Annotated in this window: 18 protein-coding genes; 7 read left to right on the forward strand and 11 right to left on the reverse strand. The window is 59.7% G+C overall.

Annotation, left to right across the window (positions count from 1 at the left end; genetic code table 11):
• Nucleotides 1-326: 326 nt before the first annotated feature.
• Complete coding sequence (gene ilvD / locus ACR0B5_RS16415; protein WP_480541871.1) at nt 327-2,159, reverse strand: dihydroxy-acid dehydratase; 1,833 nt, start codon at nt 2,157-2,159, stop codon at nt 327-329.
• 105 nt (nt 2,160-2,264) lie between these two features.
• Here ilvD and ACR0B5_RS16420 point away from each other — a divergent pair, with 105 nt between their 5' ends.
• The 4 genes from ACR0B5_RS16420 (at nt 2,265) to ACR0B5_RS16435 (ending at nt 5,225) form a co-directional block, all read left to right on the forward strand.
• Nucleotides 2,265-2,819, forward strand: coding sequence for a helix-turn-helix domain-containing protein (locus ACR0B5_RS16420; protein ID WP_170379801.1), 555 nt, complete (start codon nt 2,265-2,267; stop codon nt 2,817-2,819).
• A 24-nt stretch (nt 2,820-2,843) separates the two neighbouring features.
• Nucleotides 2,844-3,116, forward strand: a complete 273-nt coding sequence (locus ACR0B5_RS16425; RefSeq protein ID WP_480541873.1) for a CBU_0592 family membrane protein — start codon at nt 2,844-2,846, stop codon at nt 3,114-3,116.
• Nucleotides 3,117-3,186: 70 nt separating this feature from the next.
• Entirely contained in the window at nt 3,187-4,041 is an 855-nt protein-coding gene (sseA, locus tag ACR0B5_RS16430) for a 3-mercaptopyruvate sulfurtransferase (protein ID WP_170379797.1), read from the forward strand.
• On the forward strand, nt 4,041-5,225 hold the full coding sequence (locus tag ACR0B5_RS16435) for an amino acid aminotransferase (protein ID WP_480541875.1): 1,185 nt from the start codon (nt 4,041-4,043) through the stop codon (nt 5,223-5,225). The genes sseA and ACR0B5_RS16435 overlap by 1 nt, the downstream gene beginning before the upstream one ends.
• A gap of 56 nt (nt 5,226-5,281) precedes the next feature.
• Here the strand turns inward: ACR0B5_RS16435 and ACR0B5_RS16440 are convergent, their stop codons facing one another.
• The 3 genes from ACR0B5_RS16440 to ACR0B5_RS16450 form a co-directional block, all read right to left on the reverse strand.
• On the reverse strand, nt 5,282-5,647 hold the full coding sequence (locus ACR0B5_RS16440) for a SpoIIAA family protein (protein ID WP_480541877.1): 366 nt from the start codon (nt 5,645-5,647) through the stop codon (nt 5,282-5,284).
• 157 nt (nt 5,648-5,804) lie between these two features.
• Nucleotides 5,805-7,118, reverse strand: a complete 1,314-nt coding sequence (locus tag ACR0B5_RS16445) for an ammonium transporter (protein ID WP_170555187.1) — start codon at nt 7,116-7,118, stop codon at nt 5,805-5,807.
• A 34-nt stretch (nt 7,119-7,152) separates the two neighbouring features.
• Nucleotides 7,153-7,491, reverse strand: coding sequence for a P-II family nitrogen regulator (locus tag ACR0B5_RS16450; protein WP_480541879.1), 339 nt, complete (start codon nt 7,489-7,491; stop codon nt 7,153-7,155).
• 260 nt (nt 7,492-7,751) lie between these two features.
• Here ACR0B5_RS16450 and ACR0B5_RS16455 point away from each other — a divergent pair, with 260 nt between their 5' ends.
• Nucleotides 7,752-9,938 carry a transglycosylase domain-containing protein gene (locus tag ACR0B5_RS16455; protein WP_480541881.1) on the forward strand — a complete coding sequence of 729 codons (2,187 nt, stop codon included), beginning with the start codon at nt 7,752-7,754 and terminating at the stop codon, nt 9,936-9,938.
• A gap of 73 nt (nt 9,939-10,011) precedes the next feature.
• On the opposite strand, the gene leuB is transcribed toward ACR0B5_RS16455, so the two are convergent.
• On the reverse strand, nt 10,012-11,115 hold the full coding sequence (gene leuB / locus ACR0B5_RS16460) for a 3-isopropylmalate dehydrogenase (RefSeq protein WP_480541883.1): 1,104 nt from the start codon (nt 11,113-11,115) through the stop codon (nt 10,012-10,014).
• A gap of 91 nt (nt 11,116-11,206) precedes the next feature.
• On the opposite strand from leuB, the gene ACR0B5_RS16465 reads away from it, so the two are divergent.
• Entirely contained in the window at nt 11,207-11,734 is a 528-nt protein-coding gene (locus tag ACR0B5_RS16465) for a redoxin domain-containing protein (protein ID WP_480541885.1), read from the forward strand.
• Between the two features lie 3 nt (nt 11,735-11,737).
• Here ACR0B5_RS16465 and ACR0B5_RS16470 read toward each other — a convergent pair whose 3' ends face one another.
• From ACR0B5_RS16470 to ACR0B5_RS16495, 6 genes are all read right to left on the reverse strand, one after another.
• Nucleotides 11,738-12,766: an endonuclease/exonuclease/phosphatase family protein gene (locus ACR0B5_RS16470; RefSeq protein WP_480541887.1), complete on the reverse strand. Its 1,029-nt coding sequence runs from the start codon at nt 12,764-12,766 to the stop codon at nt 11,738-11,740.
• Nucleotides 12,763-13,593, reverse strand: coding sequence for a hypothetical protein (locus ACR0B5_RS16475; protein WP_480541889.1), 831 nt, complete (start codon nt 13,591-13,593; stop codon nt 12,763-12,765). The genes ACR0B5_RS16470 and ACR0B5_RS16475 overlap by 4 nt, the downstream gene beginning before the upstream one ends.
• A 333-nt stretch (nt 13,594-13,926) precedes the next feature.
• Nucleotides 13,927-14,532 (reverse strand): 3-isopropylmalate dehydratase small subunit, encoded by a 606-nt coding sequence (gene leuD / locus ACR0B5_RS16480; RefSeq protein WP_170379778.1) that lies wholly within the window; start codon nt 14,530-14,532, stop codon nt 13,927-13,929.
• Between the two features lie 42 nt (nt 14,533-14,574).
• Nucleotides 14,575-15,129 carry an HdeD family acid-resistance protein gene (locus tag ACR0B5_RS16485; protein ID WP_480541891.1) on the reverse strand — a complete coding sequence of 185 codons (555 nt, stop codon included), beginning with the start codon at nt 15,127-15,129 and terminating at the stop codon, nt 14,575-14,577.
• Nucleotides 15,130-15,166: 37 nt separating this feature from the next.
• Entirely contained in the window at nt 15,167-16,570 is a 1,404-nt protein-coding gene (gene leuC / locus ACR0B5_RS16490) for a 3-isopropylmalate dehydratase large subunit (protein ID WP_480541893.1), read from the reverse strand.
• A 43-nt stretch (nt 16,571-16,613) separates the two neighbouring features.
• On the reverse strand, nt 16,614-16,721 hold the full coding sequence (locus ACR0B5_RS16495) for an isopropylmalate isomerase (protein ID WP_152611973.1): 108 nt from the start codon (nt 16,719-16,721) through the stop codon (nt 16,614-16,616).
• A 230-nt stretch (nt 16,722-16,951) separates the two neighbouring features.
• On the opposite strand from ACR0B5_RS16495, the gene rsfS reads away from it, so the two are divergent.
• On the forward strand, nt 16,952-17,311 hold the full coding sequence (rsfS, locus tag ACR0B5_RS16500; RefSeq protein WP_170379770.1) for a ribosome silencing factor: 360 nt from the start codon (nt 16,952-16,954) through the stop codon (nt 17,309-17,311).
• The last annotated feature ends 41 nt before the right edge of the window (nt 17,312-17,352 follow it).

Raw genomic sequence — 17,352 nt, forward strand, 5'->3', positions numbered from 1 at the left:
GCCGCGCAAAGCGCGGCGCCGGGCCCAAGTCCGAACGGGGTATCGGCGTAGCCGATGGCGCGAGTCGGACGCGGGAGCCGTCGGGATTGTTGTATTGATCGCAAGGTATCGATCCCCATCGTACCGGGCGTTCGGGTTCACCGGACGCTCGGTTCATGGTCGAGGGGCTGACGGCCAGTTTCTGTAGTCTGGATGGGTCCCAAGACGCGTCAGTTGTATGAGTGTATCCCGAAGAGGAACGTCCGACCGTGGGATTGCTCCATTCACCTCAAAAAAGGCCCCATCCGCCGGGCGGGTGGGGCCTTTGGATTTCGCTTCCGAAGGCGTTACAGCTCGCGCACGGCTCCCTTTGCTGCGCTGGTGGTCAGCTTAGCATAGGCTTTAAGCGCAGTGGACACTTTGCGTTTGCGCGGTGCTGCCGGGGTCCAGCCTTTTTCGTCCTGCACCTTGCGCCGTTCGGCCAGATCCTCATCCGAGACCGCCAGATGGATCGAGCGGGCTGGAATGTCGATTTCGATCTTGTCGCCGGTTTGCACCAAGCCGATGACGCCACCTTCAGCCGCCTCAGGCGAGACGTGTCCAATTGACAGACCCGATGTACCGCCCGAGAAACGGCCGTCAGTCAAAAGGGCGCAGGCTTTGCCTAGACCTTTGGATTTTAGGTATGAGGTCGGGTACAGCATCTCTTGCATGCCCGGCCCGCCGCGTGGGCCTTCGTAGCGGATGACCACCACATCGCCCTCTTTCACCTTGCCGGTCAGGATGTCGCTGACCGCCTGATCCTGGCTTTCGCAGACATAGGCCGTACCGGTGAATTGCAGGATGTTGGCGTCGACGCCTGCGGTTTTCACGATGCAACCATCGCGGGCGATATTGCCGAACAGAACCGCAAGACCACCGTCTTGACTGAACGCGTGCTCCTTGGCGCGGATGACGCCGCCTTCGCGATCGGTGTCCAGCTCTTTATAGCGGTTCGACTGGCTGAAGGCTTGCGTGGTGCGGACCCCGCCGGGGGCCGCTTTGAACAGCTCTTGCGCCTTCGGGTTGTTGGCAACCTTGATGTCCCAATTGGCAATCGCCTCGCCCATGGTAGCTGAATGCACGGTGCTGCAGTCTTCGTGCAGCAGCCCGGCGCGGCTCAACTCTCCGAGGATCGAGAAGATGCCGCCTGCGCGGTGAACGTCCTCCATATGCACGTTCTCGGTGTTGGGCGCGACCTTGCACAGACAGGGCACATTGCGGCTAAGGCGGTCCATGTCGGACATGTCGAAATCAACGCCACCCTCATAAGCAATGGCTAGCAGGTGCAGAACAGTGTTGGTCGATCCGCCCATGGCGATGTCCAGCGACATTGCGTTCTCGAACGCATCAAAGGTGGCGATTTCGCGCGGCAGGAAGCCCTTCTCGTCCAGATCGTAGTGCCGTTTGGTGATCTCGACGATGCGGCGACCGGCTTCCAGGAACAGCTCCTTGCGGTCTGAATGGGTTGCCAGAGTCGAGCCATTGCCCGGCAGGGCCAGACCCAGCGCCTCGGCCAGACAGTTCATCGAGTTCGCGGTGAACATGCCCGAGCAGGAGCCGCAGGTGGGGCAGGCGTTTTCCTCGATATGTTTGACCTGTTCGTCGGTGTACTTGTCGTCCGCTGCGGCAACCATCGCGTCGACCAGATCGATCTTCTTCACGTCCAGATCGGCGATGTCGATCTTGCCGGCCTCCATCGGTCCGCCTGAGACGAAGATCGCCGGGATGTTCAGGCGCATTGCGGCCATCAGCATGCCGGGGGTGATCTTGTCGCAGTTCGAGATGCAGACCATCGCGTCGGCGCAGTGCGCGTTGACCATATATTCCACCGAATCCGCGATCACCTCACGCGAGGGCAGCGAATAGAGCATGCCGTCATGGCCCATGGCGATGCCGTCATCCACGGCGATGGTGTTGAACTCTTTGGCGACACCACCGGCGGCCTCAACCTCGCGCGCAACCATCTGGCCCAGGTCTTTCAGGTGGACGTGACCGGGCACGAATTGGGTGAAAGAGTTGACGATGGCGATGATCGGTTTGCCGAAATCGTCATCCTGCATACCGGTGGCGCGCCACAGGCCGCGGGCACCGGCCATGTTGCGGCCATGGGTAGAAGTTCTGGATCGGTACATTGGCATGATGCTGTTTCCCTTTTGCCCCGGTTGCGATATCGGGGTGCGTACGTTATAGCGCACGTACCACATGTGCGTTATAACGCACAAGGCAAATCGTTGGGCGCGGATATGGAATCGGACGAAATTACGCTGAAACTAAAGGAAGTGCGGGCAGCATCGGGCCTCAGCCTGTCCAAAGTAGCCGAGTTGACGGGTGTCAGCAAAGCCATGTTGGGCCAGATCGAGCGTGGCGAATCAAGCCCAACCATCGCGACCCTGTGGAAAATCGCCAAGGGGTTTCAAGTCCCGCTCAGCGCCTTGATCGGGACTTCGGACGCGCGTGCGCAGGGCGTGTTCCGGACCGTGACCTTTCCGGGTAGCATTCAGGTCAAGATCGTCTTTCCCTTCGATCCCGCCCTTGGGGCCGAGACCTTCCATGTCGAACTGGCCGCCAACCAAAGCCACGAATCCCCGGCCCATGCCGCTGGGGTGACCGAGGAGGTCTTTGTGCTGAACGGCGCGCTTGAAGTTTTGCAGGATGGCAAATGGGTCGCCCTCAAAGCCGGTGAGGGACTGCGCTTTGCCGCCGATCTGCCGCATGGCTATCGCGCTGGGCCAGATGGGGCAGCCTTTCTGAACATGCATCACTATTTTCAACCGGCCGAGTTGGCCTCGGTCGGGTAGCCCGGCCTTTCAGGATTATTTGCAATGACGGACGTGCTGAACAGCCTGACTATCGTCGATGCCGTGGGATCAGTCGGAGCGCTAGTCGTGGTCGCGGCCTATTTTGCGACGCAGATGCGGATGATGAATTCCGACGATCTGGCCTTTCCGGTGATCAATCTGCTGGGGTCGGTGCTGATCGCATACTCTCTGCTGCATAACTTCAATCTGGCCTCGATGCTGATCGAGGGGTTCTGGATCATCATCAGCGTGATCGGGATAATTCAGTATTTCCGGCTGAAACGGCGCGCGGAATAGCGCTAACCCGGCTTGAATACGGCCCTTTGCGCGTATAGGGAAAACCCAACCGCGCTAAGGGGAGGCTTTGATGCAAGACGATCCCAAAACCCTCGTTTCAACCGACTGGCTTGCCGCCCATCTGAAGGACCCGGATCTGCGGATTCTGGATGGGTCGTGGTACTTGCCTGCGCAGAACCGTGATGCCAAGGCGGAATATGACGCGGCACATATCCCCGGCGCCCGGTTCTTCGATATCGATGACATTTCAGACCACCGTTCGGACCTGCCGCATATGGCCCCTCCGGTCGAGAAATTCATGTCGCGCCTGCGCGCTATGGGAGTGGGCGATGGTCATCAGGTGGTGGTCTATGACGGGGCCGGGCTGATGTCGGCCGCGCGTGTCTGGTGGCTGTTCCGGCTGATGGGGCAAGAGAATGTCGCCGTTCTTGATGGTGGTCTACCGAAATGGCAGGCCGAGGGGCGCGAAGTCGAAGACCTGCCACCCGTTATCCGGGATCGCCATATGACGGTGCGGGTGCAGAACCATCTGGTTCGGGACGTGACTCAGGTCTCGGCAGCCGCCAAGCTGGCCGATCATGAAATTATCGACGCCCGCTCGGCCCCGCGTTTCGCGGGTACCGAGGCCGAGCCGCGCGAAGGTCTGCGCTCGGGCCACATCCCGGGATCGCGCAATGTGCCCTTTGGTCAATTGCTGAACAAGAACGGTACAATGAAATCGCCCGAGGATTGCCGCGCCGTGTTCGAGGCCGCAGGCGTGGACCTGTCGAAACCCGCGATCACCTCCTGTGGGTCGGGCGTGACAGCAGCGATCCTCAGCCTTGCGCTGGAGCGCATGGGCAAGAAAGACCACTCGCTTTATGACGGGTCATGGGCCGAATGGGGCGCCTTCCCAACCCTGCCTGTCGCAACCGGAGAGAACTGATGTTCGAGAACCTCAAGCCGCAGCCAGCCGACAAGATCCTGGCGCTGATGCAGATGTACCGTGAAGACCCGCGCGATCAGAAGATTGATCTGGGCGTCGGCGTCTACAAGAACGCCGAGGGCGTGACCCCGGTGATGCGCGCCGTCAAGGCCGCCGAAAAGCGCATTCTCGAAGAGCAGGAAACCAAAGCCTATACCGGTCTGGCAGGTGATCCGGCCTATGCGGATGCGATGATCGGCCTGATCCTTGGTGACGCCGTGCCCCGTGCCAACATCGCCGCCGTGGCGACCCCCGGCGGCACCGGAGCCTGCCGTCAGGCGTTCGAGATGATCCGCATGGCCAACCCCGAGGCCCGCGTATTCGTGTCGAACCCGACATGGCCGAACCACCTGTCGATCCTGAACTATCTGGGCATGGAGACTGTGCAGTATCGCTACTTCGACGGCGAATCCCGTGGTGTCGATTTTGATGGCATGATCGAGGACCTGAAAACCGCCAAGGCGGGCGACGTGGTTCTGCTACATGGCTGCTGCCACAACCCAACCGGCGCGAACCTGAACCTGGTGCAGTGGCAAGAGGTCGTGAACCTGATCAACGAACTGGGCCTCGTGGCGATGATCGACATCGCCTATCAGGGTTTTGGTGACGGTCTTGAGAAAGACGCGCAGGCGACCCGACTGGTGGCCTCGTCGGTCAAGCGCTGCCTGATCGCGGCGTCGTGTTCCAAGAACTTCGGCGTGTACCGCGAACGCACCGGCCTTCTGATGGCGATCAGCGATGATGCGGCGCAAACCTCGCTGAACCAGTCGACGCTGGCCTTCCTGAACCGCCAGAACTATTCATTCCCGCCGGATCACGGCGCGCGCGTTGTCACCACGATCCTGACCGATGACGCCCTGCGTGCCGATTGGCAGGCCGAACTGGAAGAGGTTCGCCTGTCCATGCTGGGATTGCGCCAGCAACTGGCCGATGAATTGCAGCGCCTGACCGGGTCGGATCGGTTCAGCTTTGTCGCCCAACACCGCGGTATGTTCTCACGTCTGGGTGCTGCACCCGAGCTGGTGGAGAAACTGCGTGCGGACCACGGGATCTACATGGTCGGCGACAGCCGCCTGAACATCGCCGGTCTGAACGCAAACACAGTGCCTATTTTGGCCAAAGCGATCGTTGAAGTAGGTTGCTAAGGCACCCTTTGGAAATCAAGAAAGCCGCGAAATTCGCGGCTTTTTTGCTTTGACGGTCAGGACTTGATCCAAGCCCAGGCCTTATCAAGTTCGTCGGTGGTAAAGTGCTTTTCACCGATGTCGAGCATAGCGGCAAATTTCGCGTCGATCTCGACCAAATGACCCAAAAACACGCTGTCAGCGACAATCGCCAGCTTACCAAGTTTCTTCACATTCTTGATGATCCATTTCAGATCAGTCATTGCGGCCTCAAATGTGGCAGAGACCCCTTTGTCGATGACCACGAGCACTCTGATCTTGGCGTGATCTTTTAGTATGTCTTCGGCTTTTGCGATCAATTCACGTTCTTGCGTGATGTCGATTTTGCCGGAGATTTCTAGGCCAAGGATATTGCCCTCGCTTTGGTCCAGCACCTTGTACATAACTTTCTCCCGATCTGATGTACGTCTTTGCGACCGTTGATTGGTCGGCTGTGTCCAGTGTTCAGCCATATACCAGAGTTGAGGGTGCAAGGGATCAACCAAGAGCAAAATGGCCCGGCATTGCGCCGAGCCATTTCAAAGGTGTTGTAGGCGGCACTTACCCTTTCGAGAACTCGGGGTAAGCTTCCATACCCAGCTCTGCCATGTCGAGGCCGTTGATCTCGTCCTCTTCGCTGACGCGGATGCCAACGATGGCTTTCAGGATAGTCCACAGGATCAGTGCGCCAACAAAGGTGAACACACCGTAGGCCGCGATACCCAGCAACTGGGTGCCCAGGGACGCCTCGCCGTAGAAGATGACGGCGATGGTGCCCCAGATACCTGCGAACAGGTGAACCGGAATTGCGCCAACAACATCGTCCAGCTTGAATTTGTCCAGCATAGGGACAGTGAAGACCACGATGATACCGCCAACTGCACCGATCCACAGTGCGCCGAACAGGGTCGGGGCCAGAGGTTCAGCGGTGATCGATACCAGACCGGCCAGCGCGCCGTTCAGCACCATGGTCAGGTCAGGCTTTTTGTACAGTAGTTGGGTCAGGATCAGCGCGGTTACGGCACCGGATGCAGCTGCCATGTTGGTGTTGGCGAAGATACGCGACACGTCCGTTACATCGCCCACGGTGCCCATCGCCAGCTGCGAGCCGCCGTTGAAGCCGAACCAACCCAGCCAAAGGATGAACGTACCCAAAGTTGCCAGCGCCAGGTTCGAACCGGGCATGGGATGGACTTTGCCGTCCTTGTACTTGCCGATACGCGGGCCCAGAACGATCACGCCTGCCAGAGCTGCCCAGCCACCGACCGAGTGTACGACGGTCGAACCAGCGAAATCCGAGAAGCCGGCTTCAGACAACCAGCCGCCGCCCCACTGCCAGGAGCCCGAGATCGGGTACAGGATACCGGTCAGCACGACCACGAAGATCAGGAAGGGGAACAGCTTGATCCGCTCGGCCACGGCACCCGACACGATGGACGCGGTTGCAGCCACAAAGACCAGCTGGAAGAAGAAGTCCGACCCGATCGAGGCATAGTCCAAAGCAGCCTCAGCGGGGTCAACACCAACCGGATCCAGCACGGTTGGGCCGCCAATGGCAAAGAAGCCGTTGAAGTCGCCCGGGTACATCGTGTTGAAGCCAACCAGCCAGTACATGATTGCGGCAATGGAAAAAAGCGCCACGTTCTTGATCATCTGCATGGCCACGTTCTTGGAACGCACCAGACCGCCTTCCAGCATGGCAAAGCCTGCCGCCATGAAGAAGACCAGGAAGCCCGCCATCAGGAACAGCAGGGTGGTGAAGATATACTGGGTGTGCAGCGCAGCTTCGCCTTCGGCGGCAGCCTCTTGCGCCAGACCCATCTGCGGCAGCGCGACAATCGCGGCAGCAGGGATGAGAGATTTCATCAGGTTCATAGTCAGTCCTCGAATGATAGTGAGTGTGGGCGCCTTACAGCGCCTCTTCGTTCGTTTCCCCAGTCCGCACGCGCATGGCCTGCTCGACATCGAGGACGAAAATCTTGCCGTCACCGATCTTGCCGGTCTTGGCGGTGTTGGTGATGGTCTCAACGATCTGATCGGCCATCGTTGCAGGTACCACGATCTCAAGTTTGATCTTGGGTACGAAGTTCACGGCGTATTCCGCGCCACGGTAGATTTCGGTGTGACCGGATTGCGAGCCGAAGCCCTTGATTTCGGTCACCATCATGCCGCGTACGCCCGCTTCGGTCAGTGCCACGCGCACCTCCTCGAGCTTGAACGGCTTGATTGTCGCAATGATCAGTTTCACGTCTGTCCCCTCTACTACTCCGGATCGGGCCGGCTTGTTTGCACGTGCAGAAAAAGAGCGCGTGTCGTGGCGTTAAGGAACGATTCCCCGACGTGAAACCGACTGAAAATGACGCAATATTGCACAATTTTTGCACAAACAGTGCTTGGTGATTAAAAAATAGGCGAAAATGGGAAGGGTAGTTCCGGAAAATCGGACCTCAACATAGGCGGGACGTCAGGGTATGGTGAGGCAAAAGCATAAACGGGCAGAGTTTGAGCATGTCTGAGTCCAAGCGCCGCAACCCGACACTGGTCGCGGATAAAAGATACCCTTCGAAGGCGCGCAAACCTTCGACGACCAAGCGGGCTGCCAAGCCTGCGGGCAAGAAGTCGACCGCCCGAAAAACCACGACCCGCAAGACGGCACGGAAGAAAACGCGCAAGCGGTCGGGCGGCAATGGCGGTGGGTTTTTCCGTCGTCTGTTCCGCTGGATCTGGCGGCTTATCTGGGGCGTGACATGGCGCGTTGGGGCCGTGGTCGCCATGCTGATCGCGCTGGCGGTCGGGGTGGTCTATACCTCGCTGCCCGATGTCGATGCCTTGCTGGATGGTCGCGCGCGTGGATCGGTGACGATGCTGGACCGCGATGGCAAGGTTTTTGCCTGGCGCGGGGACCAATTCGGCGGGGTGATCACCGCCGATACCGTCTCGCCCCACCTCAAGAACGCGGTGATCGCGACCGAGGATAAACGGTTCTACCGTCATTTCGGCGTCAGCCCGCGCGGTGTGGCCAGCGCGGTTCGCATCAACCTGAGCGAGGGGCGCGGCCCGCTCTCGGGCCATGGCGGCTCGACCATCACGCAGCAGACGGCCAAGCTGCTGTGTCTGGGTGTGCCTTATGACCCAGCCGAATGGGAGTCGGAGGCTGCGTATGAGGCGGATTGCCGTCAGGGCTCGCTCTGGCGCAAAGGCAAGGAAGCGATCTATGCCCTGGCGATGGAGGTGAAATACTCCAAGAACGAAATCCTGACGATTTACCTGAACCGCGCGTTTCTGGGGGCTGGCGCACGTGGGTTCGAAGCGGCCAGCCAGCGCTATTTCGGAAAATCTGCGGCCGAGGTCTCTCCGGCGGAAGCCGCGATGTTGGCCGGTCTCCTGGTGGCCCCATCGCGCTATGCGCCGACGAACAACCTGCAGCGCTCGCAGGATCGGGCGCGACTTGTGGTCGGGCTGATGGAGGCGCAGGGATACCTGTCCGGCGCGCAGGCCAGTGAGGCGCGTGCCCGTCCCGCGCAACTCTCCGAGGCCGCTGCTGCCCGTGCAGGCGGCTATTTCGCCGATTGGGTCATGGCCAGCGGGCCAGAGTTCTTCACCCGCAACACCACCGAGGATGTGGTGATCCGTACAACATTGGATCCGCGCATCCAGACCTCGGCGGAGGAGGCGCTGCAGTTTATCTTTCAGGAGAAGGTCCGGGAAGGATCCAAAGCGCAGGCCGCGATTGTCGTGATGTCGGCGGATGGGGCGGTGCGCGCCATGGTCGGTGGCCGCAAAACCCGCGTCTCGGGCGCGTTCAACCGCGCGACACAGGCGCTGCGGCAGACCGGGTCGTCGTTTAAGCCCTTTGTCTATGCCACCGCGCTGGAGCTTGGGTATTCGCCCTATGACACAGTGATGGATGAGCCCTACTGCGTGAACATCCCCGGATCGGGTCAATGGTGCCCCAAGAACTACACCAACAAATACTACGGGCAGGTCACGCTGGCGGATGCGCTCAAGAACTCTCTGAACATTCCGGCGGTGAAAGTGGCCGAGATTTCGGGCCTCGATAATGTGCGTACGGTGGCCACCGGTTTCGGGATCGCCAGCGATCTGGCGCAAGGCCCCGCGTTGGCGCTGGGCGCGTCGGAAAGCACCTTGATTGAGATGACGGGCGCTTATGCGGGTATTCTGAACGGCGGCTCGTCGGTTGAACCCTACGGCCTGACCGAGTTGAAGCTGCTGGGCGATGAAACCCCGGTGATGGTGACGACTACAGGGATTGGTGAGCGGGTGATCAATGACAAAGCCGCCAAGGAACTGATCTGGATGATGGAGCGCGTCGTGTCCGAGGGCACAGGTGGCCGCGCCCAGCTGCCGGGGTGGCAGGTGGCAGGCAAGACCGGAACAACACAGGCGGCGCGGGATGCGTGGTTCATCGGGTTCACGGCCGACTACGTGGCCGGTGTCTGGATGGGCTATGACGACAACACGCCCCTGTCCGGTGTCACCGGAGGCGGGCTGCCGGCCGAAATCTGGAAAGAGACGATGCTGCGTGTGACCGAAGGGATGACGCCCACGCCTCTGCCGATGATCGCGCCAGAGCCGCCGGTGCAGGTCGCGCAACCTCAGCCCCGCCGCAAACAGGGCGGAGGGTTTGAACGCGCCATCAACAACCTGATCCGGGATATCTTCGGCGGGAACTAGCGTGTCTCGGTCCAAGCATTAAAAAAAGGCGGCACACTGGGTGCCGCCTTTTTCAATTCAAACGGATTGAGGATCAGACGCTGGCGTCCAGCGCGGCCAGGATTGCATTGCCCATTTCCGAGGTCGAAACCGGCGTCACGCCTTCATCGGCCAGCAGGTCTGCGGTGCGAACGCCGTCGGCCAGCACTTTCTCGATCGCGGCTTCCAGACGGTCGGCCTCGGCCCCCTGATCAAAGCTGTAGCGCAGCGCCATGGCAAAGCTGAGGATACATGCGATCGGGTTGGCTTTGCTTTCACCCGCGATATCCGGGGCCGAGCCGTGTACCGGCTCATACATCGCCTTCGGGCGGCCATTCTCCATCGGGGCACCCAAGGAGGCCGACGGCAGCATGCCCAGCGATCCGGTCAGCATTGCGGCGCAATCCGACAGGATGTCGCCGAACAGGTTGTCAGTCACGATCACGTCGAACTGTTTGGGCGCGCGCACCAGCTGCATCGCACCATTGTCGGCATACATGTGGGAGACTTCGACCTCGGGGTAATCCTTGGCGACCTCGTTCACGACTTCGCGCCACAGAATGCCCGATTCCATGACATTGGCCTTTTCCATCGAGCACAGCTTCTTGTTCCGGCGCATTGCCAGTTCAAAGGCCGAGCGCGCAGCGCGTTCGATCTCAGATTCGGTATAGCGCTGGGTGTTGACGCCCACACGCTCATTGCCTTCCTCGAAGATGCCGCGCGGCTCGCCGAAATAGATGCCCGAGGTCAGCTCGCGCACGATCATGATATCCAGACCGGCCACGACATCGGTTTTCAGCGACGAGAAATCCGCCAGCGCGTCAAAGCACTGCGCCGGGCGCAGGTTGGAATAGAGGTCCATTTCCTTGCGCAGGCGCAGCAAGCCGCGTTCGGGCTTCAGGCTGAAGTCCAGATCGTCGTATTTCGGGCCGCCAACAGCGCCCAGCAGAACCGCGTCCACCTCTTGGGCCTTGGCCATGGTCTCATCCGACAGGGGTTTGCCATGGGCGTCATAGGCCGCACCGCCGACCAGATCCTCGCTCACGTCAAAGTGAAGGCCGCGATTGGTGTCGAACCAAGAGATGATTCTGCGCACTTCGGCCATAACTTCCGGGCCAATTCCGTCTCCGGGCAGGATGAGGAGCGAGGGGTTGGACATCGACAGTCTCCTTGCGTTTTGTCGCAAAGGGCCTAGCGTCTGCGCCGCACCGGGTCAATGAGACGATCCGGATGAATCACGAGGAAAATACATGTTGATACCGGGAAATCCCGTCCCAGGCCTAAAAATTGAAACAGTCGGGCACGGGGTGTTCGATCTTGAGGCCGACAAAGGCGAAAACGGAACGCTGGTGATCCAGTATCGGGGATTGCATTGCCCGATCTGCATAAGGCAGATGACCGAGGTCGAAGCGGCGCTGGATGATTTTGCCACGCTGGGCGTCGAGGTCATCATGATCACCACCGATACCGCCGACCGCGCGGCTGATGCCGCTGAAAAGGCCGGTGTGTCCCGTCTGCGTGTCGGGCACAGCCTGCCGCTGGCCGCCGCGCGTGAGGATTGGGGCCTGAACATCTCAACCGCGCGCGACGGGAGCGCCGAGCCCGCCTTCTTTGCCGAGCCGGGGCATTTCTACATCGCAACGGATCGGACGCTGTACTACGCGTGGCAGCAGACAACGCCATTTGGACGACCGGCCATGGCAGATATCGTTGGCGGTCTGAAATTCACCCTCGGAAACAACTATCCTGCGCGTGGTACCTATACAGGCCCGCTCTAGGCCTTATGGCAGCGCGACATCGACCCACACCAGCCGGTGACGGCTGGCGCGCTGGGCGGTCTCGCGCATCGGGTCCTCAGGGTTGGGCCAGAACACGCCCGACTTGATGACCTGCAGGTCGGCTGAGGGCAGGACATAGTCCACCCTCAGCTCTCCGACGGCTTTCCAGTTCACCGTTGCGGCGTCGCCCTCTGCGGTCTTGGGCTGGGGGTCTTGCAGGCGGGGGTCCGAGAGAAGCGCGGCGATGGTCTCGGTGCGCCCGTCGCTCTTGCTTGCGTCCAGATTGGCGTCGCCGGCGATGACAAAAGGGCCATCCGGAACGGGGCCAAGCCGACCGTCCAGCAGCAGGGACCAGAACCGGATCTCATCGCGATTGCGCAGGCCGTTGCGGTCCTCTGGTCCGTCGAAGACCGGCGGTGTGGCGTGAAAGGTCATCAGATTCAAGGGCCCAAATGGCGTGTTGACGGGAACCACCCAATGCCCGGTGGAGGACAGCCTCTGCGCCGCCTGCGCCTGTGCTGAGGGGTAGGGCGCGCCATTCACGACCGGCAGTTCAGCCCCCGGCAGTTCTGACCACAACAGGGACGCGAAATCCTGTGCCTCGTCCTGTACGATCTCGTATCGGGACAGAACGGCTAGCCCACCATGACCCGTGAACAAGCCCCAACCCTGCGAGTCGCCCGGTCCTTGGGTGCGTCCGTCTTCGTCCAGGTCCAGCCCGCTGTCTATCCCGGTATTGGGCTGCGCGGTAAAATGATGTGGATAATCCAGACCGGCCGCGCGCAGCTCGTCGATCAAAGCGGCCAGCGCCCAACCATCCATATCCCAGTCGATCCCCTGCAACGCCAAAATGTCAGGCTGGACGGACACCAAGACGTCGACGACGGCCTGAACCTGTGCGTCATCGCGTTGAATATCACGCAGCAGCAGTCCGGGGCCTTTACGGCTGAGTTCGGTGTTATAGGTGGCAACGCGCACGGCCTCTGCCTGTGCTGCCAGAGGCAGCATCAGCAAGATCAGGGCACGGATCATGCGGTCTGAGTGGACTCGGTCGTGGAATAGGCGCGGCGTTTCTCAACGATCAGCCCGGCAATCCGCAGGGTCGCCATGCCGCGCATGATCATGCTTGCGGGCAGGAAGGCCCAAGCGCACATGGTCCAGATCAGGGTCTGAGGGTTGCTCAGCGAGATCGGGAGCAAGATATTTGTCAGCAGTTTCATCACTGCCGGGATCAGGAAGGGCAAAAGGATGCCAATGCAGATGTTCAGGCGCCCATCGCGCTGCAGGCGTGTTACCACGTCACCGCCCTTGGTCGGGTCGAACAGAGGCAGGTTTGTCCACACATTGAACGCCCCGTTTCCAGTCGGCCAGCCGCGCATTTTCACAGCATAGACGAAGCTTGCGATGGTCACCAATGCGGCTATGTAGGCGATGCTGGCAGCGACGCGCACAAGCTCAACCAGCGGCTGGGCAGCATCTGCGGGCAGCATCAAAACGATCAACCGAACCGGCGAGTAGGGGAAATCCACCACATTCGCGACGGACAAGCCCATCGCGTAGGAAAAGCGGGTCATTTCAGTCGGCGCATAGGCGTTTTTGCAGATCAGCGTCAGGAACGTGACCATCGACATCAGGCCAACGAAGCGCAAACGGTTCACCGGCGGCGCATCACGGAATTCGATAAAGCTGGGGAAGGCCGAGTTATATTCGGCAAAGGTCAGGATGAACGCGAGGATCGCGAGGAAGACAACGACCTCGGTCCCGTTCGTAGATGAAACTGGCAGGTACAACGCGGGGGTCAACACCATAACGGCGACCAAAATCCCACGTATCGCCGCCCCTGTCGTGCGTGCAATCACTATCCGAACCCTTTTTCAAACCGGAACCAGCCAATTCTGTGTCGGCTTCATTCCAACTTGTGCCCGTCGCCTGCGTTTTATGACGGATACCTCTTTCGACCAAACATGGACGATAAGCGGTAATTCGCTCAAGCCAGGGTGCAGATAACACGTGATTTCGGGCAAAATGATGGCGCAACTGGTGCGGGATTGCATCAATTTCGACGCAAATCCGACGTGTATCTCAATTTGAGACCTACATGTTGTGTTTCTCAGATTTTCAACCCCAAGAATGCGAACGGAGCCACCTTGGCGACTCCGTTAGGTTGAGTATCAACAGATTCGTCCCCAGAATCACACCCAGGGACGGGCCTGACCGGCGTGATCCTCGAACTTGTCGATGTGATGGTCTTTTTCCATCGTCAGGCCGATATCGTCCAGACCGTTCAGCAGGCAGTGCTTGCGGTGCGGGTCGATGTCGAAGGTGATCTCAACACCGTCCGAAGTGGTAATCCTCTGGTCCTCCAGATGCACGGTCATGCGGGCGTTTTCGCCCTTATGCGCGTCATCCATCAGAACCGCGTGATGCTCTTCTTCGACCACGATGGGCAGGATGCCGTTCTTGAAGCAGTTGTTGAAGAAGATGTCGGCGAAGCTGGTCGAGATCACGACTTTGATGCCGAAATCCTTGATCGCCCAAGGTGCGTGTTCCCGCGACGACCCGCAGCCGAAATTGTCGCCTGCTACCAGAATCTCGGCCTCGCGATAGGCGGGTTTGTTCAGAACGAACTCTTCGTTTTCCTGCCCGTCGTCGTGATAGCGCATCTCGTCAAACAGAACGACGCCAAGGCCGGACCGTTTGATGGTCTTCAGGTGAACTTTGGGGATGATCATATCGGTGTCGATGTTGATCAGCGGCATTGGGGCGGCCACCCCGTGGACTTTGTCAAACTTTTCCATGTCTAAACTCCTGCGGGGTAGGGCCGCGCCCGTGCCTCGCGTTTAAGCTTCTTTCGCTTCAGTTGTTTCGTCTTTGGGTGCGTTCTTGACGAAGAACGCCATGAAGACCAATCCGAACCCGTTAAACAGCATCTCGATGCCCAGGAAGATCCCCAGAATGCTCAGCAGGGCCTGCGGTTGCTGCCCGACATAGCTCCAGATGATGCCTGCGAGGACGATCGACAAGATGCCTGAGATCATCGTGGGCCAGAAAAACTGCGTTCCCTTCATCTGGAACGACAGAATGATCCGCGCGATGCCGCCTGCCATGAACAGGATCAGCATAACGGTCGCCAGCGTCAGCGTGCCCTGCAGTGGGTGATCCAGAAAGGACCAGCCCAGAAACAGCATGACCGCACCCATGATGAGTGACAGGATTTTGTTGCCAACGCCTTCAACCGTGAAGCCGCCAATAACCTGCAGCACGCCCGAGATCAGCAGCAACACGCCGGTTACCACCGTCACGGCGACAGATGCCACGACAGGTGCGCCCAGCACAAAGATACCGAACGCTATGGATAGGAGCCCCAGCAGGAGCCATTTGATCCAGTCACTCATTTGTTCAATCCCTCAAATATCTAGATATGAGGGGACCTTACATCAATTCACGGACGTCTGTCAGCCGTCCTGTGATTGCCGCAGCGGCAGCCATTGCCGGGCTCAGCAGGTGAGTCCGCCCACCACGCCCCTGACGACCTTCGAAATTGCGGTTCGAAGTCGCGGCGCAGCGCTCGCCCGGTTGCAGCTGGTCGGGGTTCATCGCCAGACACATCGAGCATCCCGCCAGACGCCATTCGAAACCGGCCTCTTTGAAAATCTCGGCAAGGCCTTCTTCTTCGGCCTGAGCGCGGACAAGACCCGAACCGGGCACGACCATGGCGCGCATACCGTCCTTGATCTTCTTGCCCTTCAGGATTTCCGCTGCGGCGCGCAGATCTTCGATGCGGCCGTTGGTGCAGGACCCGATAAAGACGGTGTCGACTTCGACATCGCTCAGCTTCTGACCGGCTTCCAGACCCATGTATTCGATCGAACGGCGTGCCGCGTCGACTTTGCCGCCCTCGAAATCTTCAGGGTGCGGAACAGTTGCGGTGATCGGCAGTACGTCTTCGGGGCTGGTGCCCCATGTGACGACCGGCGCGATATCTTCGCCGCGCAGGGTGATGGCCTTGTCGAAATGCGCACCTTCGTCGGTGTAGAGCGTTTTCCACCAGTCCAGCGCCGCTTCCCACTGAGCGCCTTTCGGGGCATGCGGGCGACCTTTGACATATTCAAACGTGGTTTCGTCCGGCGCGATTAAGCCAGCACGCGCGCCACCTTCGATCGCCATGTTGCAGACGGTCATGCGACCTTCCATAGACAGATCGCGGATTGCTTCACCGCAATATTCGATGACATAGCCGGTGCCGCCAGCAGTGCCGGTCTCACCGATCACGGCCAGAGTGATGTCCTTGGCGGTCACGCCCGGCTGCAATTTGCCGGTGATCTCGACCTTCATGTTCTTGGACTTCTTCTGGATCAGGGTCTGGGTGGCCAGAACGTGCTCGACCTCAGACGTACCAATGCCGTGGGCCAGCGCGCCAAACGCGCCGTGGGTGGCGGTGTGGCTGTCGCCGCAAACAACGGTCATGCCGGGCAGGGTCCAGCCTTGCTCGGGGCCGACAATGTGGACGATACCCTGACGGACGTCATGCACCGGGTAGTAGTGAATGCCGAAATCCTTGGCGTTCTTGTCCAGGGCCTCGACCTGAATGCGCGATTCTGGGTTTTCAATCCCGTTCACACGGTCCGGTGTGGTCGGAACATTGTGGTCCGGCACGGCAATCGTCTTTTCCGGTGCGCGCACCTTACGGCCGGCCATGCGCAGGCCTTCGAAAGCCTGCGGGCTGGTTACTTCGTGAACCAGGTGGCGGTCGATATAAAGCAGGCAGGTGCCATCATCGGCTTCATGCGCGACATGGGCATCCCAGATCTTGTCATAGAGTGTTTTGGGGGACATCGGTCCTCTCCCGTATGTAATGAGAAATAGCTGGCGAGGTGGCTTAGGCCGCCGATAGGCGGGCCAGAACCGTGCGGGCAGCCCCATAGAACCGTTCGCGCAACCGCGCGCGGTCTTCCAGATTCTGAAGTTGGGCTACATTGAGTCTCATATTCCGGTCAGATATAGACACTGGCCGAGTCTATCAAGGTCTTGTAAGGCCCCCAGATGCCATCAGGGCACATTCATGCGAGGCATCAGGCGTGCTTCATTGAAATGTCATGGGTCGCTTGCTACCTTGAATTTACCCTGCGCCGGGTTTTACGGCGCGCAGCAAAGGAGGACTATGTCCTGTCTCTACATACCCAGGCGGGTTTACCCGCCGATGACGGGGCCGGTGTAATGGCCCACTCTCAGTCAATCAGTGACAAGCTGCTTGAACGTATCCTTTCCTCACTTTCCGACGACAAGGCCGAAGACGTCGTGCAGATCAACCTGCAAGGTAAGTCTTCTGTTGCGGATCACATGGTGATTGCCTCGGGTCGGTCGACCCGTCAGGTCGCAGCCATGGCGGAAAAGCTGACGGATCGCATCAAGCAGGAATTCGGTTTCACCTCGAAGGTCGAAGGCAAGGATGCCGGCGACTGGGTGTTGATCGATACGGGCGACGTAATCGTCCATATCTTCCGCCCCGAAGTGCGTGAATTCTACCAGCTGGAAAAGATGTGGCAGCCTGCGGGCGGCAGCGCCTCAGCCAACTGAGGCGCCATCCCGGCCTTTATTGAAAGGCCGGAGGCGAGAGA

Source organism: Ruegeria sp. AG1, assembly GCF_056541705.1.